Origin of the sequence: Deinococcus metalli (assembly GCF_014201805.1) — a bacterium.
GTDB classification, from domain to species: domain Bacteria; phylum Deinococcota; class Deinococci; order Deinococcales; family Deinococcaceae; genus Deinococcus; species Deinococcus metalli.
In genome coordinates this window covers 94,183-110,448 of the sequence record NZ_JACHFK010000010.1, presented here as the reverse complement: position 1 = coordinate 110,448, position 16,266 = coordinate 94,183, and the positions used below count along the sequence as shown (strand labels likewise).

Annotated in this window: 14 protein-coding genes and 1 pseudogene; 10 read left to right on the top strand and 5 right to left on the bottom strand. The window is 67.3% G+C overall.

The window, feature by feature from the left end; genetic code table 11:
* Nucleotides 1–62: 62 nt before the first annotated feature.
* The 3 genes from HNQ07_RS17560 (at nt 63) to HNQ07_RS17550 (ending at nt 2,887) form a co-directional block, all read left to right on the top strand.
* Nucleotides 63–449 (top strand): KGG domain-containing protein, encoded by a 387-nt coding sequence (locus tag HNQ07_RS17560; RefSeq protein ID WP_229832108.1) that lies wholly within the window; start codon nt 63–65, stop codon nt 447–449.
* A 171-nt stretch (nt 450–620) separates the two neighbouring features.
* On the top strand, nt 621–1,679 hold the full coding sequence (locus HNQ07_RS24175) for an SRPBCC family protein (RefSeq protein WP_229832107.1): 1,059 nt from the start codon (nt 621–623) through the stop codon (nt 1,677–1,679).
* A complete protein-coding gene (locus tag HNQ07_RS17550; protein ID WP_184114158.1) occupies nt 1,676–2,887 on the top strand; it encodes a zinc-dependent alcohol dehydrogenase in 1,212 nt (403 codons plus the stop codon). Before HNQ07_RS24175 ends, HNQ07_RS17550 begins: the two co-directional genes overlap by 4 nt.
* A 354-nt stretch (nt 2,888–3,241) precedes the next feature.
* Here the strand turns inward: HNQ07_RS17550 and HNQ07_RS17545 are convergent, their stop codons facing one another.
* Nucleotides 3,242–3,562 carry a TetR-like C-terminal domain-containing protein gene (locus HNQ07_RS17545; protein ID WP_184114156.1) on the bottom strand — a complete coding sequence of 107 codons (321 nt, stop codon included), beginning with the start codon at nt 3,560–3,562 and terminating at the stop codon, nt 3,242–3,244.
* Here HNQ07_RS17545 and HNQ07_RS24445 point away from each other — a divergent pair, their 5' ends adjacent.
* The 7 genes and pseudogenes from HNQ07_RS24445 to HNQ07_RS17515 all read left to right on the top strand — a co-directional run bounded on the left by HNQ07_RS24445 (nt 3,563) and on the right by HNQ07_RS17515 (nt 11,819).
* Nucleotides 3,563–3,697, top strand: coding sequence for a hypothetical protein (locus HNQ07_RS24445; protein ID WP_268245902.1), 135 nt, complete (start codon nt 3,563–3,565; stop codon nt 3,695–3,697).
* Nucleotides 3,698–4,264: 567 nt separating this feature from the next.
* On the top strand, nt 4,265–5,407 hold the full coding sequence (locus HNQ07_RS17540) for a glutathione-independent formaldehyde dehydrogenase (RefSeq protein WP_184114154.1): 1,143 nt from the start codon (nt 4,265–4,267) through the stop codon (nt 5,405–5,407).
* Nucleotides 5,408–5,488: 81 nt separating this feature from the next.
* Nucleotides 5,489–6,601 carry an L-dopachrome tautomerase-related protein gene (locus tag HNQ07_RS17535; protein ID WP_184114152.1) on the top strand — a complete coding sequence of 371 codons (1,113 nt, stop codon included), beginning with the start codon at nt 5,489–5,491 and terminating at the stop codon, nt 6,599–6,601.
* A 201-nt stretch (nt 6,602–6,802) separates the two neighbouring features.
* Nucleotides 6,803–7,486: pseudogene (locus tag HNQ07_RS17530) on the top strand (IS6 family transposase).
* 755 nt (nt 7,487–8,241) lie between these two features.
* The gene (locus HNQ07_RS17525) at nt 8,242–8,913 is read left to right on the top strand and encodes an SRPBCC family protein (protein WP_184114149.1); all 672 of its coding nucleotides are present in this window, start codon (nt 8,242–8,244) and stop codon (nt 8,911–8,913) included.
* Nucleotides 8,914–9,083: 170 nt separating this feature from the next.
* Nucleotides 9,084–10,253, top strand: a complete 1,170-nt coding sequence (locus tag HNQ07_RS17520; RefSeq protein WP_184114147.1) for a zinc-dependent alcohol dehydrogenase — start codon at nt 9,084–9,086, stop codon at nt 10,251–10,253.
* A 333-nt stretch (nt 10,254–10,586) separates the two neighbouring features.
* Nucleotides 10,587–11,819, top strand: a complete 1,233-nt coding sequence (locus HNQ07_RS17515; protein ID WP_184114145.1) for a low temperature requirement protein A — start codon at nt 10,587–10,589, stop codon at nt 11,817–11,819.
* Nucleotides 11,820–12,143: 324 nt separating this feature from the next.
* On the opposite strand, the gene HNQ07_RS17510 is transcribed toward HNQ07_RS17515, so the two are convergent.
* Genes HNQ07_RS17510 through HNQ07_RS17495 form a run of 4 tightly spaced genes read right to left on the bottom strand, consistent with a single transcriptional unit; the run spans nt 12,144 to nt 16,232 of the window.
* Complete coding sequence (locus HNQ07_RS17510) at nt 12,144–12,443, bottom strand: putative quinol monooxygenase (RefSeq protein WP_184114143.1); 300 nt, start codon at nt 12,441–12,443, stop codon at nt 12,144–12,146.
* Nucleotides 12,444–12,472: 29 nt separating this feature from the next.
* The gene (locus tag HNQ07_RS17505) at nt 12,473–13,432 is read right to left on the bottom strand and encodes an ABC transporter permease (RefSeq protein WP_184114141.1); all 960 of its coding nucleotides are present in this window, start codon (nt 13,430–13,432) and stop codon (nt 12,473–12,475) included.
* Nucleotides 13,416–14,972 carry a sugar ABC transporter ATP-binding protein gene (locus HNQ07_RS17500; RefSeq protein ID WP_184114139.1) on the bottom strand — a complete coding sequence of 519 codons (1,557 nt, stop codon included), beginning with the start codon at nt 14,970–14,972 and terminating at the stop codon, nt 13,416–13,418. The genes HNQ07_RS17505 and HNQ07_RS17500 overlap by 17 nt, the downstream gene beginning before the upstream one ends.
* Before the next feature lie 48 nt (nt 14,973–15,020).
* Complete coding sequence (locus tag HNQ07_RS17495; RefSeq protein ID WP_221275178.1) at nt 15,021–16,232, bottom strand: levoglucosan dehydrogenase; 1,212 nt, start codon at nt 16,230–16,232, stop codon at nt 15,021–15,023.
* Nucleotides 16,233–16,266 lie beyond the last annotated feature (34 nt).

The window sequence follows — 16,266 nt, the reverse complement described above, 5'->3', positions numbered from 1 at the left end:
CGAGCGCATGGTCAGTCCCATGCCAACTGGCATGGGATTTCACTCGAAGTGGAGGTTCGATCATGACGCAGGGAAACAACGGGAACGGCGGCAACTCCGGTGGCTCACAGGGCGGCCAGGGCGGGAATTCCGGCGGCGACCAGGGTGGGCAGAGCGGTGGCAGCAGTGAGCGGGGCTTCGCCGCGATGGATCCCGACAAGCAGCGCGAGATCGCCAGCAAGGGCGGTAAGGCCGCCCATGAAAGTGGGAACGCACACGAGTTCACGTCGGAAGAAGCGGTGAAGCCGGCAAGGCCGCGCACGAAAGTGGGAACGCGCACGAGTTCACCTCGGAAGAAGCGCGTGAGGCCGGCAAGCACAGCCACGACAATGATGGCGGCAGCAGTGGGGATCAGGGCGGGAACCGCGGAGGCCAGGGCGGCGGCAATCAGGGCCGCTAAGCGTTCCTGACGTACAGCACCTCGAACACGAGGAGGCGACAGGCCATCTGGAGGACGTCCTGTCGTGTTGCCCGGTGTCGGCACGGTTGTGACAACGTGACCCCAGCAGGGTTCTGAACCGTGAGTGATCGAACGCCGGACCGACACCGGCGCTCCCCATCACTGTGGGAGGTCATGACACATGACGAATGTGTATCAATTTGCGCGTGCGCTGGGCTGGTACAGCGTGGCCCTCGGCGCCACGGAACTCCTCGCGAGCGGACGGCTCGCGGGCGCCCTGGGCGTGCCGGACCGCGCCGATCGGGTCCGCCTGTTCGGCGCCCGGGAACTCGCGCACGCTGCGCTGGTCTTCACGCAGCCGACGGTCGGGGTGTGGTCGCGGGTCATCGGCGACGTTGTCGACCTCGCCGCCCTCGGCGCGGCCCTGACGCCCGAGAATCCGGCCCGCGCGCGGGTGGGCGCGGCGCTGGGCATGGTGACGGCCACGACGGTCGTGGACACGGTGTGCGGCCTGCACCTCGCGGGGGTGGGCGGGCACGCCGCCGTGTCCGGGCAGGCGCCTGTGCTGAGCAAGGCCAGGCCAGCGCCCCCCCTTCTTCGGCTGGCCCCCGCCGTTCTGGGCATGGCGGCAGGGGCCGCACTGGTTGCCATGCGGGGCTCCACCGCGCGGCTGCCGGAGAACGTCGTGCAGCGGCGCGCGCGCGCGGCCACGTCACGCCACGAGGTGGAGCGCGCCGTTACCATCACGAGGCCCGTCGCGGAGGTGTACGCCTTCTGGCGGGACTTCGAGAACCTCGCGCGGTTCATGACTCACCTGGAGAGCGTGCGCGTGCAGGGTGAGGGCCGCTCGCACTGGGTGGCGAAGGGCCCCGCCGGGAGCCGCGTCGAGTGGGACGCGATGCTGACCGAGGACGACCCCGAGCGGCATCTCGCGTGGCGCAGTGTGGAGGGCAGCCAGATCATGAACGAGGGGAGCGTGGACTTCAGGCCCGCGCCCGCCGACCGCGGCACGGAGGTGCGCGTGCGCCTCACGTACCAGCCGCCCGCGGGGGCCGTGGGCGTGGCCTTCGCTCGCCTGCTGGGCGAGGAACCCGCGGTGCAGGTGGACGAGGACTTGCGGCGCCTCAAGCGCGTGCTGGAGACGGGCGGCACACCCACGAACCAGGGGCAGCCGAGCGGCCGCAAAAACCCCGTGACGCGCGGGCTCGCGCAGTTGTACGACAACCGGAGGACCGCATGAAAGCGCTGGTGTGGCAGGGCGTGAACCGCGTGGGGGTCGAAACCGTCCCGGATCCGACCATCCTGCAGCCGACCGACGCCATCGTGCGGATCACCTCCACCGCCATCTGCGGCAGTGACCTGCATCTGCTCGATGGCTACATTCCCACCATGGTGCACGGGGACATCCTCGGGCACGAATTCATGGGGGAAGTCGTGGAGGTCGGCCATGAGGTGCGCAGGGTCAAGGTGGGAGACCGGGTCATCGTGCCCTTCCCCATCGCGTGTGGGCACTGCTGGTTCTGCCAGCACGACCTCACGTCGCTGTGTGACAACAGCAACGCGAACGCGAAACTCGCAGAGAAGATGTTCGGGCACGCGCCGAGCGGCATCTACGGGTACTCGCATCTCACGGGCGGCTACGCGGGCGGGCAGGCGCAGTTTGCGCGGACGCTGTATGCCGACGAGAACCTCTTCACGGTTCCCGAGGGCCTGACCGACGACCAGGTGCTGTTCCTCACCGATATCCTCCCCACCGGATACATGGGCGCGCTGAATTGCGACATCCAGCCGGGCGACACGGTGGCCGTGTACGGCTGCGGGCCGGTGGGCCTGTTCACGATCATGAGCGCCTTTCTGCTGGGCGCGGGCCACGTGATCGCCATCGACCGCTTCCCGTACCGCCTCGCGAGGGCGGCGGCGCTGGGCGCGGATCCCTTGAACTACGAGCAGGAGGAGGTGCTGGAGGCGCTCAAGCTCCGCACCGGGGGGCGCGGCCCGGACAGCGTGGTGGACGCCGTCGGCATGGAATCGCATGGCCTCGGCGTGGGTGGACTGGCGGACGCCGTGAAGCAGACGACGCGTATCGCGGAGAGCGACCGCCCGCATTCCCTGCGCTCCGCGATCATCTCGGTGCGCAAGGGCGGCACCGTCAGCGTGCCTGGGGTCTACGGCGGCTTCGCCGACAAAATCCCGCTCGGCGCGTTCATGAACAAGGGACTTACGATGCGCACCGGGCAGACGCACGTGCACCGCTTCGTCCCCCGGCTGCTGGAGCACATCGTGAAAGGCGAGATTGACCCGACGGCGGTCATCTCGCACCGCCTCAGCCTGGACGAGGCCCCACACGGGTACCACATCTTCAAGCACAAGGAAGATCACTGCGTGAAGTGCGTCCTCGATCCCTGGGCGGACTCCAGGCCAACGGGTCTGGCACCGGGAGCGCAGTAAGCCGGCGGGCTATGCCTGCCTGGAGCCGTACCGTCACCGGTCGCCGCTCAGCGTCATCGGGAACGCGCGGTGACCGTCCGACCGCTTCCCGTCCGGTCAACGTGACGTGCCGCTCCATCTCCACGAGCGCGGTGTCCACTGAGCCACACGACCTCCGGCCGCGGCCCATCACGCTCGTTCCTCTGAAAGCAACCACACGGCAGCGCGGTTCCTCTGGCGAGAGGCCAGGTGGCTCGATGTCTGGGCCACCTGTTACGCGGCTCGGTCCCACTGGCGGTGGGTGGTCAGAACCGTGATGACGAAGGGGCGATGCCTGCCTCAAGCGAGACCCACGGCAGTGGTGAGGCACCGCCCTCAGATTCTCCCTGGAGCGTGGCCGGGCGTCCGGCGGGGCCGCAGCGCAGCGGGCTCGGTGGGCCGCAGGATCAGCTCGCGGTAGATCTCGCCCATGCGCTCGGGACTGTGGGGCTGTCCCTGCCGCAGCCACCATTCGATCAGATTCAGGAACGAGCGGATGAAGTGGTGCGCAGCGATCTCCGTGGGCACGCGGGCGTCCGGTCGGGCCTCGAAGGTCTCCAGGAGGCCCGCCACGCCGGTCTCAAGGATCTGGTCGAGCAGCCCCATCGCGGGGTCGGTGTTCAGGAGCAGCCGGTACAGGTCCGGCTGGGCCTGCACGTGCCGGAACACCAGCGTGCCCGCCTGCTGGGTCTGCCGCTCCGCATCGTGGGCACGCCGGACCTCACCTTCAACGAAGTGCTGACGAGCTACGAGATCCGGGACCTGATCGTTGAAGTTCAACCCGGGACGTGACCGACGTCAGGTGATGCACGCGGCCAGTGACACGTGCGGCAGGAAGCGCAGGACTGTCGAGACGGCCGACGGCGTCTCCAACGACAGAGCGCCGGCGCGATTTGGCGGACCGTGATACAGCAGGTGGCCTGAAGGGTGGGCCACCTGTCTCTGATTCCAACGCGACAGTGATCTGCCACAGCCCGGGCATTCATGGTGCACGATCATTCCCGCGTCGACTTCTGAAAGCGGTCCACCGAAAGAGTGCCGAGGAATCAGACCGCTTTCATGAAAGGGCCTTGGTCTAATCGACTGCGCCACGTCGCCATTTCGTAGGAAACAGTTGGCCCAAACGTCCACTGTGCCCGCAGACGCACCAAATACAGTGACACAAGAAGGAACTCGGCCGCTCTACAGGAGAAGGGCGACATGTTCAATCGGGCACCCGTTCCTCCACAGGAGGGTGGTCAAGGCGGGTGCGTATCCCAGTATCAGGACGCCTCGGCCAGGAACTGATGAATCAGGGAGCGATCGGCCGCCTTTTTGCCGCCACCGGAGGGACGCCTCTCTCCGGCCAGGAGGAACACCATGAGAGCCGTCGTGTACAACGGTCCGCGCGACGTCGCGGTGAAGAACGTCCCGGATGCTCAGCTTGAGCGCCCCACCGACGTGCTGGTAAGGATCACCAGCACCAACATCTGCGGCAGCGACCTGCATATGTATGAGGGCCGCACCGATTTTGAGCAGGGCAGGATCTTCGGACACGAGAACCTGGGCGAAGTGGTCGAGGTGGGCGACGCGGTCGACCGCGTGAAGGTTGGGGACCTCGTCGTCCTGCCCTTCAACATCGGCTGCGGTTTTTGCAAGAACTGCGAGAAGGGCCTGAGCGCCTTCTGCCTCACGACCGCCAATCCTGGCATGGCGGGTGCAGCCTACGGTTTCGCCGACATGGGGCCCTACCAGGGTGGGCAGGCCGAACTTCTGCGCGTGCCCTATGGGGACTACAACTGCCTGCTGCTTCCCCCAGATGCCCGGGAACAGGAGGCTGATTACGTGATGGTGGCCGACATCTTCCCGACCGGCTGGCACGTGACCCGGCTGGCAGGCCTGTGCCCCGGCGAGTCGGTCGTGATCTACGGCGCCGGTCCCGTGGGCCTGATGGCGGCCCACGCCGCCATGATTCAGGGGGCGTGCATGGTGATGGTGGTGGACCGTCACGCCGACCGGTTGCGGCTCGCCGAGAGCATCGGGGCGATCGCTATCGACGACTCGCAGGTGAACCCGGTAGAGCGCGTGCTGGAGCTGACCAACGGGCTTGGAGCAGACCGGGGCTGTGAATGCGTGGGGTACCAGTGCCACGACCACCACGGCAAGGAAATCCCCGGGCTGACCATGAACAACCTGGTGAAATCTGTGAAATTCACCGGGGGGATCGGCGTGGTCGGCGTCTTCGTCCCGAAGGACCCCGGCGCACCCACCCAGCTGGCCAAGAAAGGCGAGATTCCCTTCGACTGGGGAATGCTGTGGTTCCGGGGGCAGCATGTGGGCACCGGGCAGTGCAACGTCAAGGCGTACAACCGCCAGTTGCGGGACCTGATCGCGGTGGGCCGTGCCAAACCGTCCTTCATCGTCTCGCACCACCTGCCGCTGGACGAGGCACCCGACGCCTACAAGAATTTTGACGAGCGCAACGACGGCTGGACCAAGGTGATCCTCCACCCCAGCACCTGACGTCAGGCAGACCGTGGGGGCAGCAGCGTGGCGCTTCTGCCCCGCCTCCGATCCTCTGTGTTCTCTCGTCCGGAGACTCCCATGACCAATCAGGCGCACACCCTGCCCACCGACGAACCCGTGGCAACGCTGGAGGTCGTGGCGACCTTCGGCGGCGCCATGCCCACCGGCGTGACGGTGTCCCACACCGGGCGCATCTTCGTCAATTTCCCCAAGTGGGGCGACGACGTGCAGTTCACGGTCGCCGAAGTGCGGGACGGCCAGCCGGTGGCCTACCCCGATCAGGCGACGAATGACACCGATCCGGACGACCCTGCCGCCGCCCTGGTGTCGGTGCAGAGTGTCGTGGTCGATCCGGCGGACCGGCTGTGGATCCTCGACACCGGCAGTCCCATGTTCCAGCCCACGCAGTACGGAGGGCCGAAGCTCGTGTGCGTGGACCTAGCGACGGATCAGGTGGTCCAGAAGATTCTCTTCCCACAGGACGTCGCCCTGCCCACCTCGTACCTCAACGACGTTCGCTTCGACCTGAGGCGCGGTGAGGCGGGGATGGCCTTCATCACGGACTCGGCGCAGCAGGGCCCCAACGGCCTCATCGTGGTGGACCTCGCCAGCGGCGAAAGCTGGCGGAAGCTGCACGACCACCCTTCCACCAAGCCGCAGGATCTCAAAGACTTCCTCCCCCTCGTCGAGGGGCGGCCATTTCTGGAACAGAAGGACGGTGAGGTGCAGCAGGGGGCGGGGATGGGATCGGACGGCATTGCCATCTCGGCCGACGGCTCACGCCTGTACTACTGCCCGCTCGGCAGTCGGCGGCTCTACAGCGTGAGCACCGATGCCCTCGCGGACCGGGCCCTGCCCGACACCGAGGTCTCCGCCGCCATCCGGGACGAAGGGGACCGGGGCGGCGCCTCGGATGGGCTGGAGTCCGACGCGGCCGGGTACATCTACTCCGGGAACTACGAACACAATTCCATCCTGCGGCGCAGGGACGGAGAGGTGTGGGAGACCGTCGTTCACGATCCGCGCCTGCTGTGGCCCGACACCCTGTCCGTAGCGACCGACGGCTACCTCTACGTGACCGCCAACCAACTCCACCGCCAGGCGCGCTACCACGGCGGACAGGACCTGCGCCGCAAGCCCTACAGTCTGTTCCGGATCAGGATCGATGCCCGGCCTGTCCTGTTGCGGTGAGGAGGCGACAGAACCCGCACGGCGCTGCATTGCGGATCACCATGCCTATTCCCCCGCCGAATGCCCTGCGCGCCGAAGGTCCGCGTGTTCCAGGCTGATCGACCAGCGCACCTCAACACCCCCAGGTCGGCCTCCGGTTGCGTCAGCTGGGTGTTGGGTCCAAGGCGTTGTGGCAAGTTGTTGGGGTAAGGAGACGCTGGGCTGAGCGGTCAGACGCTCCCCGGCTACCGGTTTCCTCTCGCCATCATTGGCTACGCCGTCTGGATGGACCACCGCTTCACGCTGAGCGATCGCGATGTCGAAGAACTGCTGCTGGCACGGGAGACCTGCGTCACCAGTGGGTCCATCCGCACCTGGTGCATCACGTTCAGTGACCAGGTCGCATAACGTCTCCTCCACCGCGAACCCCGCCGGGGCTTGCCGTGGTCCCTTGACGAGATGCACGTGGAGGTCGGTGGGGTACGGCACTGGTTGTGGCGGGCCGTGGATGAGCGCGGCGCCGTGTTGGACGTCTACTTGCAAGAACACCGGGATACCGAGGCCGCCAGATCCTTTCTCCAGCGACTGCTGGGCGAATACGACGTGCCAGAGGTCGTTCACACGGATAAGCTCTGGAGTTACGGCGCCGCCCTAGGGGAACGTCACGTGCTTCACAGCGTGGAGCACGTCCACGTGATCTCCACGGCGCGCTGCAACAACCTGACCCTGCAGTCTCATCGGCCGACCCGGCAGCAGGAACGTCAGCAGCGAGGCGTCCGTTCACGACAACGAGCACAGAGCTTTCTCGATCTGCACGCCCTGATCACGACCCTCCACTACCCCGCTTGCTCGACTGTCCCCGCTCGCCATCGCCGTCACCAGCAACACACTGCGTTCACGTGGTAGAGCAGGTGGCCTGAATCTCAGGCCACCTGCCAAATCAAGGCCACCCGCTCCCTGCACGCCAATAACTTGCCACAACGCTTAGCCCCACACGTTTCGGCGGCGACGATCTCGCGCACCTGCGGTTCGAAGGGAGGTCACGGTTGCAGGCACTGTGAATCGGCTCATCGCGCCTCTCACGCCAGTCGTTGAAGCTGAGGCTGGAGTCGAGAATTGGGGCACCTGAGCAAAGAGCACGGTTGCCCGGCGATCGGCCACGCGAGGCGTGTGGTTGGAGCGTTGCGCCAGAGAACGACGCATTGCTGATGTATCTTCTCCCGCTCACTGCCCTTTTTCCTGTTGTGTAACGGCACCATCTTCAACCCAGCAACTTCTAGGTATAAGAGCTCCTCAGCGCTGAGATGAACACCCCTTGAGGCCGGCTCAGAACTCGATAAGAAAGCGGGTGAACTGCAATTTATCCGATAGGGACGCAGGGGACGCCAATGATTGGCAGGATGGATACAGAGGAGCGGGACGACATCGCGACGCCTCGCCTGCTGGCCGCGCTGGTCAAACCGTCCACGTGCCTTTCCTCCAGCCTTTGCCATGTGGGTACATCACACGTGTTCGTTCAGGGAAAACCGACGACATGTCATGGGGTGATCTCAACTTCCTATACCGGTCTGGGCGACCACGTAGACAACCAGGTGGCATGGAAACCCAACAACGACGCCAGCTCCCTTCGCGCACAGGTGAGCCAGCACAGAGGAGGCGGAATGGCCGACGCACTCAAGGGGGCGCTGGGAGCCGGCGAGGCGAGCCGGGAGCAGCGCCGGGGCACCCTGATCCTGGGCGGGGCCCTGCTGGCGCTCGGGCTGCGGCGCGTCTCGTTCGGCAGTGCGGCGCTGGCGCTCACGGGCGGTGCGCTGTTGTACCGGGAACTGGCCAGGCGGCCGGGTCAGGCCGGGGCGAAGACGAGCGAGGTGACACGCTCCGTGACCATCGGCCGATCCGCCGACGAGCTCTACGGCTTCAGGCGCGGGGCGGGACACCTGCCACGCGTGATGGAACACTTCGCCGTGATCACCGAGACGGATCAAGACCGGGCGCACTGGACGGTGCATGTGCCCGGTGGGCGCAGCTTCTCCTGGGACACCCAGATCGTGGATGACCGCCCGGGAGAACTGCTGAGCTGGCAGTCGCTTCCAGGCACCGAGCTGCCCAACCGGGGCGAGGTGCGCTTTCGCCCCGCGCCGGGTGACCGCGGCTCCGAAGTCACGCTCCACCTGCACTTCCAGCCGCCCGGCGCGGCGGCAGCCAAGGCCCTGAACGGTCTGGTGCCGAGGACGCTGGCGGGCGACGCCCTGCGCCGCTTCAAGAGCCTGGTCGAGACGGGCGAGATTCCCACGCTAGACCGCAACCCCTCGGGCCGGGCCGCCACCGCCTGATCCGGCTTCCGTCCGTCCCGGAGGGCGTCGGACGAGCACCGATCCCTCCACCTCCAGAAACCGCAGGCCCTTCCTGCTCCGTCTGGTCGGGTCGACTCCTGGGCACCACAGGAGCCGACCGGAACGGGCGCGACCTCCACTGCACCGCAGCGAACCCAAGGAGAACCCCTATGCGCGCACTCTGCTGGGAAGGCGTGAACGACCTGAGAGTCCAGACCGTCCCCGACCCCGAGATCGTCAACCCGCACGACGTGATCCTGCGAATCACGATGTCCACCACCTGCGGTTCGGACCTGCACTTCATCGACGGGTACGTGCCCAGCATGGTGCCCGGCGACGTGATCGGCCACGAATTCATGGGGATTGTTGAGGACGTCGGCCCCGAGGTGAAGAAGGTCAAGAAGGGCGACCGGGTGGTCGTGCCGTCCTTCGTCGCCTGTGGGGACTGCTGGTACTGCCAGCACGACCTGTACTCGCTGTGCGACAACACCAACCCCAACGCCGAGCTGCAGGCACCGCTGCTCGGCTACCCGACAGGTGCGTGTTTCGGGTATACCCACGCGTTCGGGGGCTACGCCGGATCGCACGCGCAGTACATGCGGGTGCCGCACGCCGACGTGGGCTGCTTCCACGTCCCCGACGGGCTGCGCGACGAGCAGGTGCTCTTTCTGTCCGACGCGGCCCCCACCGGCTATATGGGGGCCGACTTCTGCGACATCAAGCCGGGCGACATCGTGGCGGTGTGGGGCTGCGGCGGGGTGGGGCTGATGGCCCAGCAGAGCGCCTTCCTGCTCGGGGCCGAGCGGGTCATCGCCATCGACCGCTTCCCGGAGCGGCTGAAGATGGCGCGTGAACACATCGGCTCGGAGACCATCAATTACGCTGAAACGCCCGACGTGCTCGCCATCCTGCAGGAGATGACCGGGGGGCGCGGCCCCGACGCCTGCATCGACGCGGTGGGGATGGAGGCGCACGGCACCGGGCCTGGCTACCTGTACGACAAGGCTCTGCAGACGCTCCGCCTCGTGACCGACCGGGGGCAGGCGCTGCGGCAGGCCATCATGGCGGTCCGCAAGGGGGGCACGCTGTCCATCCTGGGCGTATACGGCGTGATGGACAAGTTTCCCGTCGGGGTGATCATGAACAAGGGCCTGACGGTGCGCACCGCCCAGCAGCACGGCCAGCACTACCTCCCCAGACTGCTGGAGCACGCGGTGAAGGGCGAACTCGATCCCTCCTACCTCGCCACGCACCGCTTCTCGCTGGAGGACGGGCCGCGCGCCTACGACATGTTCAAGAACAAAGAAGACGGCATCGTGCGCGCGGTTTTCACCCCCTGACGGCCGGCAAGAGGGTGGGGCCGGAGCAGGGCCACGAACCGGCCTCGACCCTGCCCCGGCCGGATGACCCCACCACGGCGAGTTGAACGATCCCGCAGGTGTCCGAGGCGTTGGGGCCGTCTGGCACGCACAGCGTGGTCTGGTCACCCACACCGTTTCGGACACGTCTCGCGGCATCTTCGCGCCCGCCGGGATGGGCCGCCGCGCCGGGACCCCGGCGTCGAGGAAGGATGTGGGGCGGCACGCGAGCTGGGCACGGGACGGTGGGCGACGAGCACGGTCTTGCCTTCCTTCCGCGCTCACATCTTGACGAGTTCCTGGCCGAGGTGAGACGTGGACAGGATTCCAGGCAGCACCAACGAACTGGGAGACGAAACGGCCCCAGGCACCTGGCGGCGTCCCGACCGGCCGCTCTTTGATCCCCCGCGCCTGCGGACCGGCGAGCAGGGGGAGCGCAAGACGACGTGGATGGAGCTGTTTTTCGACCTCGTTTTCGTGGTGGCGGTGGACCAGGTGGCGCGGCGGCTGGAAGGCGGCGTCACGGGAAGTGCCGTCGTGGGCTTCCTGGTTCTGTCGGTCCCGGTCTGGTGGGCCTGGGTCGGCTACGTCTACTACGTGGACCGCTTCGGCACCGATGACCTGAGTGACCGCCTGGTCACGCTTGTCAAGATGGGGTTGGCGCTGACGCTCGCCCTGCGGGCACAGGACGCCCTGGGGGCGGGGGCGGCCGGGTTCGCACTCGCCTACGGGGCGTTCCGGCTGGTCCTGGCCCTCAGTTACGCCCACGCGGCGCGGGCAGCCCCTCAGGCGCGGGGAGCCTCCTCACGCTTCGCGCTGGGCTATGGCCTCGCGGCGCTGCTGTGGCTGGTCTCGGCGGTGGTGCCCGCACCTGGCTGCTTCTGGCTGTGGGGCGCCGCCTTCTTGGTGGATGTCGGCACCCCGCTGGTCCTGGCGGGCTGGAACGTCCGGTTCCCGCCCAACACCGGGCACCTCCAGGAGCGCTTCGGGAACTTCACGTTGATCGTCCTGGGCGAGAGCACCGTGGGTGTGGTGGAGGGCCTGCGCCAGCAGACCCAGGGTCCGGCGGCGGGGATTGCGGCCCTGGCGCTGCTGCTGGCCTTCGCAGTGTGGTGGGTGTACTTCGAGACGTCGGACGGGGCGCCGGTTCAGGCGGTCAGGGAGGGCCGCACCGGACCATACAACGTCTGGCTGTACGCCCACCTGCCCTTCACGGTGGGCATCGGGGCCGGGGCGATGGGCGTCATGCACGCCATCCGCGAGGCCGCGCAACCGGCCCTGTCCGACCCGTCGCGCTGGCTGCTGGCGGGGGCCACCGCGCTGTGCTTCGTGGCGCTTGCGGTCATCAACTGGGCATACGCGACCTCAGGCAGTCGCTGGCATGTCCCGCAGGTGGGTTGGAACCTTCTCGCGGGGGCTCTGGCGTTGGTCGTCGCGGCTTTCGCAGGCGGTCTGCCCGCCCTCGGTGTGATGGGGCTGCTCACGGCGGCGGGCCTCCTTCCGGTCGGATTGGACGTCTGGCGCCGCGCCCAGCGCCAGGGCAGATGAGGCGTCCGCGGACCCACCTCGGCGCGGGCGAGCGCTGGGTTTCCCGGGCAATGGACACCGGGGCAATTCCGTCTTCCCCCCGCCCTTGCCCGTCGCCTCATCTCGTGAGCCGGCAGGTACAAGGGGGCGGCAGACGCCAGCTCCTCTGAGGACGCGATCAGCGGATAGGGGAAACGGAGCGTGAGACGAGCACGGTGTTGTACTGGTCGTCCTCGACCAACCGCACCGGGATACCGAGGCCGCCAGGTGGTTGCCCTGCTGACCCTTCTCCGTTCGCCTCTGGCCAACACCGTGCCTCAACCCCTCGCCGGTGTCTGACGTCCCCTACGCTGAGAGCTCCCGCGCCCGAATGACCTCGGGTGGGCCGGCGAGCCACTCGCTGAAGTGGGCGCTGAAGGCGCGGAAATGATCGCTGTCGCCATGGGCCTGAAGAGCGGCGGCGTCAGTGAAGCGTTCAATGACGTGAAAACGCAGGGTATCGTCCTCACCGCTTTCGAGCACCTCGTAGCGCTCGCAGCCATGTTCCTGACGTGAAGGGGAGGTGATCGCCAGCAGGCCGGCACGCAGAGCAGCAGCCTGGCCGGGCGCCGGCGTCAGGGTAGCCAGCAGGTTGATTGGACTCATGGGGTCTCCTGAACAGCAGCGCGAGAGGTTTATGTGCGCCGGGCCAGGGCCACGGCGAGAATGATGATCACGCCGCGGATGATCAGCTGCTGGCTGTACTCCAGGCCCATCAGGATCAGGCCATTGTTGATCAGCCCGATCATCAGGGCCCCCAGCACGGCGCCGAAGACGGTGCCAGCGCCGCCGAAGAGGGGCGTGCCGCCCAGGATCACGGCGGCGATAACCGACAGCTCGTCGCCCTGGCCCCACTGGAAGCGTCCGGAATTCAGGCGTCCGGCGTAGAGCATGCCGGCCAGGCCAGCCACCGTGCCGGAGGCGACCAGCACCATCAGTTTGGTGCGTGCAACGTTGATGCCGCTGTAGCGTGCGGCGGTGGCGTTCCCGCCGACTGCCAGCACGCTGCGGCCAAACGAGGTGCGGCGCAGGAGGAAGTGCCCGATGCCCAGCGCGACGAGGGTCCACAGGAACAGCGAGGGGATGGGGCCCAGGTCGCCGGAGCCGAAGAAGTTGTTGAAAGCGTCGTTCAGGATCGGCACGGGCGCTGTCGCGGTGATCCACTGCGCCACGCCGTTGGCGATGCCCAGCATGCCCAGGGTCACCAGGAACGAGGGGATGCCCAGCCCGGTCACCAGCGAACCGTTGATCAGGCCGATCAGCGCGCCGCCCGCCAGACCAGCCACGGCCCCCCCGACCGGCCCGACGTGCGGAATCGCCAGCGCCGCGAGCACGGACGACAGTCCGGCCACGCTGCCGATCGACAAGTCGATTTCCCCGGAGGCGATCACGAAGGTCATCGCGACGGCCATCACCGAGATGGTCGCCGTTTGGCGAACGATGTTCAGCAGGTTGTTGCTGGACAGGAAGCCAGCGTCATGCAGGAAGATCGAGAAGAAGAGGAACACCAGTGCGAAACCCACATACACCACGTAGGAGCGCCAGTTGGCGAGAGGGGAGCGCCGGGCTGCGGCCGCGTTAGGCAGAGTGGTCATGGACAGCGCCTCCTTGCAGGGCGTGGTGAAGGTCTTCTTCCTGCGCGATGTGTTCACGCAGCAGTTCGCCGGTGATGCGCCCGCCCTGCATCAGCAGCACGCGGTCGGATACGGCCAGCAGTTCCTGGAATTCCGAGGAGATCAAGAGCACGCCCTTGCCGGCGTCGGCCAGTGAACGGATGAGCCCGATGATCTCGGCTTTGGAGCCGATGTCGACCCCAGCCGTGGGCTCATCGAGGATCAGGATCCGCGGATCGTTACCAAGCCACTTGGCCAGCACGATCTTCTGCTGGTTTCCCCCCGACAGCAGGCGTGCCTGCTTGTCGGGGCCATCGGTCTTGATCCGCAACTGCTCGATCAGTTCGCGGGCGTAGTCGCGGCCAGGGCCGTCGCGCATCACGCCGCCCCCCTGGAATCGCCCGAGCTGTGGGAGCAGCAGGTTCTCGTACACCGTGTGGTCGAGCACCAGGCCCTGCACACGCCGGTCTTCAGGGACCAGCGCAAAGCCGTGGCGGATGGCGGCCTCCGGGCTCCGGTTCACAACAGGCTGGCCGTCCAGCGTGATCTGGCCGCCCGTCACGCGCCTCACGCCGAACAGCGCCTCGGCCAGCTCGGTACGCCCACTGCCCATCAGGCCGGCGAGGCCTACGACCTCGCCCGGATGCACCTGCAGGGTCACGCCGCTGAGCCCCTCGGCACTCAGGTTCTGGACATCCAGAAGCGGCGCGCCCGCGCGGTTCACGTTGCGACCCACGTACTCCAGGGCGCCCTCCATGCGGCGGCCCACGATGTGCTCGATCACGTCCTCGATCCTGAGGTTGCGGGTCTCGCCGCTCAGCACGGCCTTACCGTCGCGCATGACGGTGACGCGGTCACCCACCTCGAAGACCTCGTCCATGCGGTGTGTGATGTAGACGATGGCAATCCCACGCGCCTTCAGGCCGTCGACCAGGCGGAACAGCGTGGCGACCTCGGTGGCTGACAGGGCCGCCGTGGGCTCGTCCATGATCAGCACCCGCGCGTCCTTGCTCAGCGCCTTGGCGATCTCCGTCAGCTGCCACTCGCCCGTCGACAGGTCGCTGACCGTCCGGGTCGGGTCGATCTGCACGCCCATGTCCTTGAAGATCTCGCGGGCGCGGCGGACGGCCTCGCGGTCGTCGATGGACCCCAGTGCGCCGCGTGGCTCGCGGTTCAGGAAGATGTTCTGCGCGGCCGTGAGGGTCGGAATCAGGCTGAACTCCTGAAAGATCATGGCGACGCCGTGCGCCTCGGCCTGGCTGGGCGAGCCCAGGTGCACGGCTTGCCCGCCGACGATCACCTCGCCGGCATCGGGCTGGTACACCCCCTGGAGGATCTTCATCAGGGTGGATTTCCCGGCACCGTTGCCGCCCATCAGGGCGTGCACCTCCCCGGCGCGCAGACTGAACTCCACGCCCTCCAGCACGCGGACGCCGTTGAAAGCCTTGTTGATGCCGCGCAGTTCCACGGCCAGGGGGCCGGGGGGCGGGGTGGAGAGATGGTCGGTGGTCTGGGCCGTCATGGATGTCCTCCTGTGGGCCGGTCACATGACCAGCCCACCTGCTTCAGCTCAGACGCCCGCCGTCTCTCTCGGGACGCCGATGGACTCGACGTCGATCTCACGCCGCTCCTGGGCAGAGCGCACGATGGCGTCGGCGATGAGTTCGGTCTTGTAGCCGTCCTCGAAGTCCGGGCGCACCGGGCGTCCGGTGGTGATGGCGGTGAACAGGTCGTATGCCTCGATGATTTTGGTCTCGCCGTAGCCGATGCCCAGCGCTGGGATCGGCCACAGGCCCTCGCCGTAGGGATGCGCCGGCCCGGTGTACACCGTGCGCAGGCCGCGGGCGTCGCCGGGATCGCTGTTGAAGAAGACCTGCAACTCGTCGCGGCGCTCATAGTTGAAGTGCAGGGTGCCCTCGGTGCCGTGGATCTCGAAGGTGATGTAGTTGTTGCGGCCCCAGGCGTTGCGGGTGGCCTCGAGCGAGCCGACCGCGCCGTTCTCGAAGCGCAGCAGGGTCATGACCTCGTCGTCCACGTCCACGGCACCTTTCGGTCCGCCGGCGTTCTTGTCGCTCGCACCGAGCTTGTCCGCGCCTCCGGACTGCAGAGGCCGCTCCTGAATGTAGGTGTGCATCATGGCGTTCACGGCGCTGATCTCGCCCACCAGGTAGCGGGCCAGATCGACCACGTGCGTGCCGATGTCTCCCAGCGCGCCGGAACCGGCGATCTTCTTCTGGAAGCGCCACGACAGCGGGCCGCTCGGGTCGGCCGACCAGTCCTGAAGGTATGTGCCCCGGAAGCTTAGCACCTTGCCGATGCGGCCCTCTTCGATGTACTTGCGCGCCAGCGCCACAGCGGGCGTGCGGCGGTAGTTGAAGGCGACCATGTTGACCACGCCCGCCGCCTTGACCGCCTCGTACATGGCCTTCGCCTCAGCCACCGTGGGGGCCAGCGGCTTTTCACACAGGATGTGCTTGCCGGCCTGCGCGGCCGCGATGGCAATCTCGGCGTGCGAGTTGTTCGGCGTGGCGATGTCCACCACGTGAATGTTCGGATCGTCGATCACGCGGCGCCAGTCGCCGGTCGAGTGCTGGAAGCCGAAGCGGGCGGCGGCCCCGGCGGCCAGGTCGTCGGTGACCTCCGCGATCGTGTGACGCACCGGGATGGCGGGCGCGGGCCAGAAGAACATGGGCATGGCGGCGTACGCGAGCGAGTGGGCCTTGCCCATGAATCCCCCGCCGATCAGGCCGACGTTGAGCTGAGGAATGCTGGATGCGGTCATGGTGGTACCTCCAGAATCAGGGTGGGCGGGATCA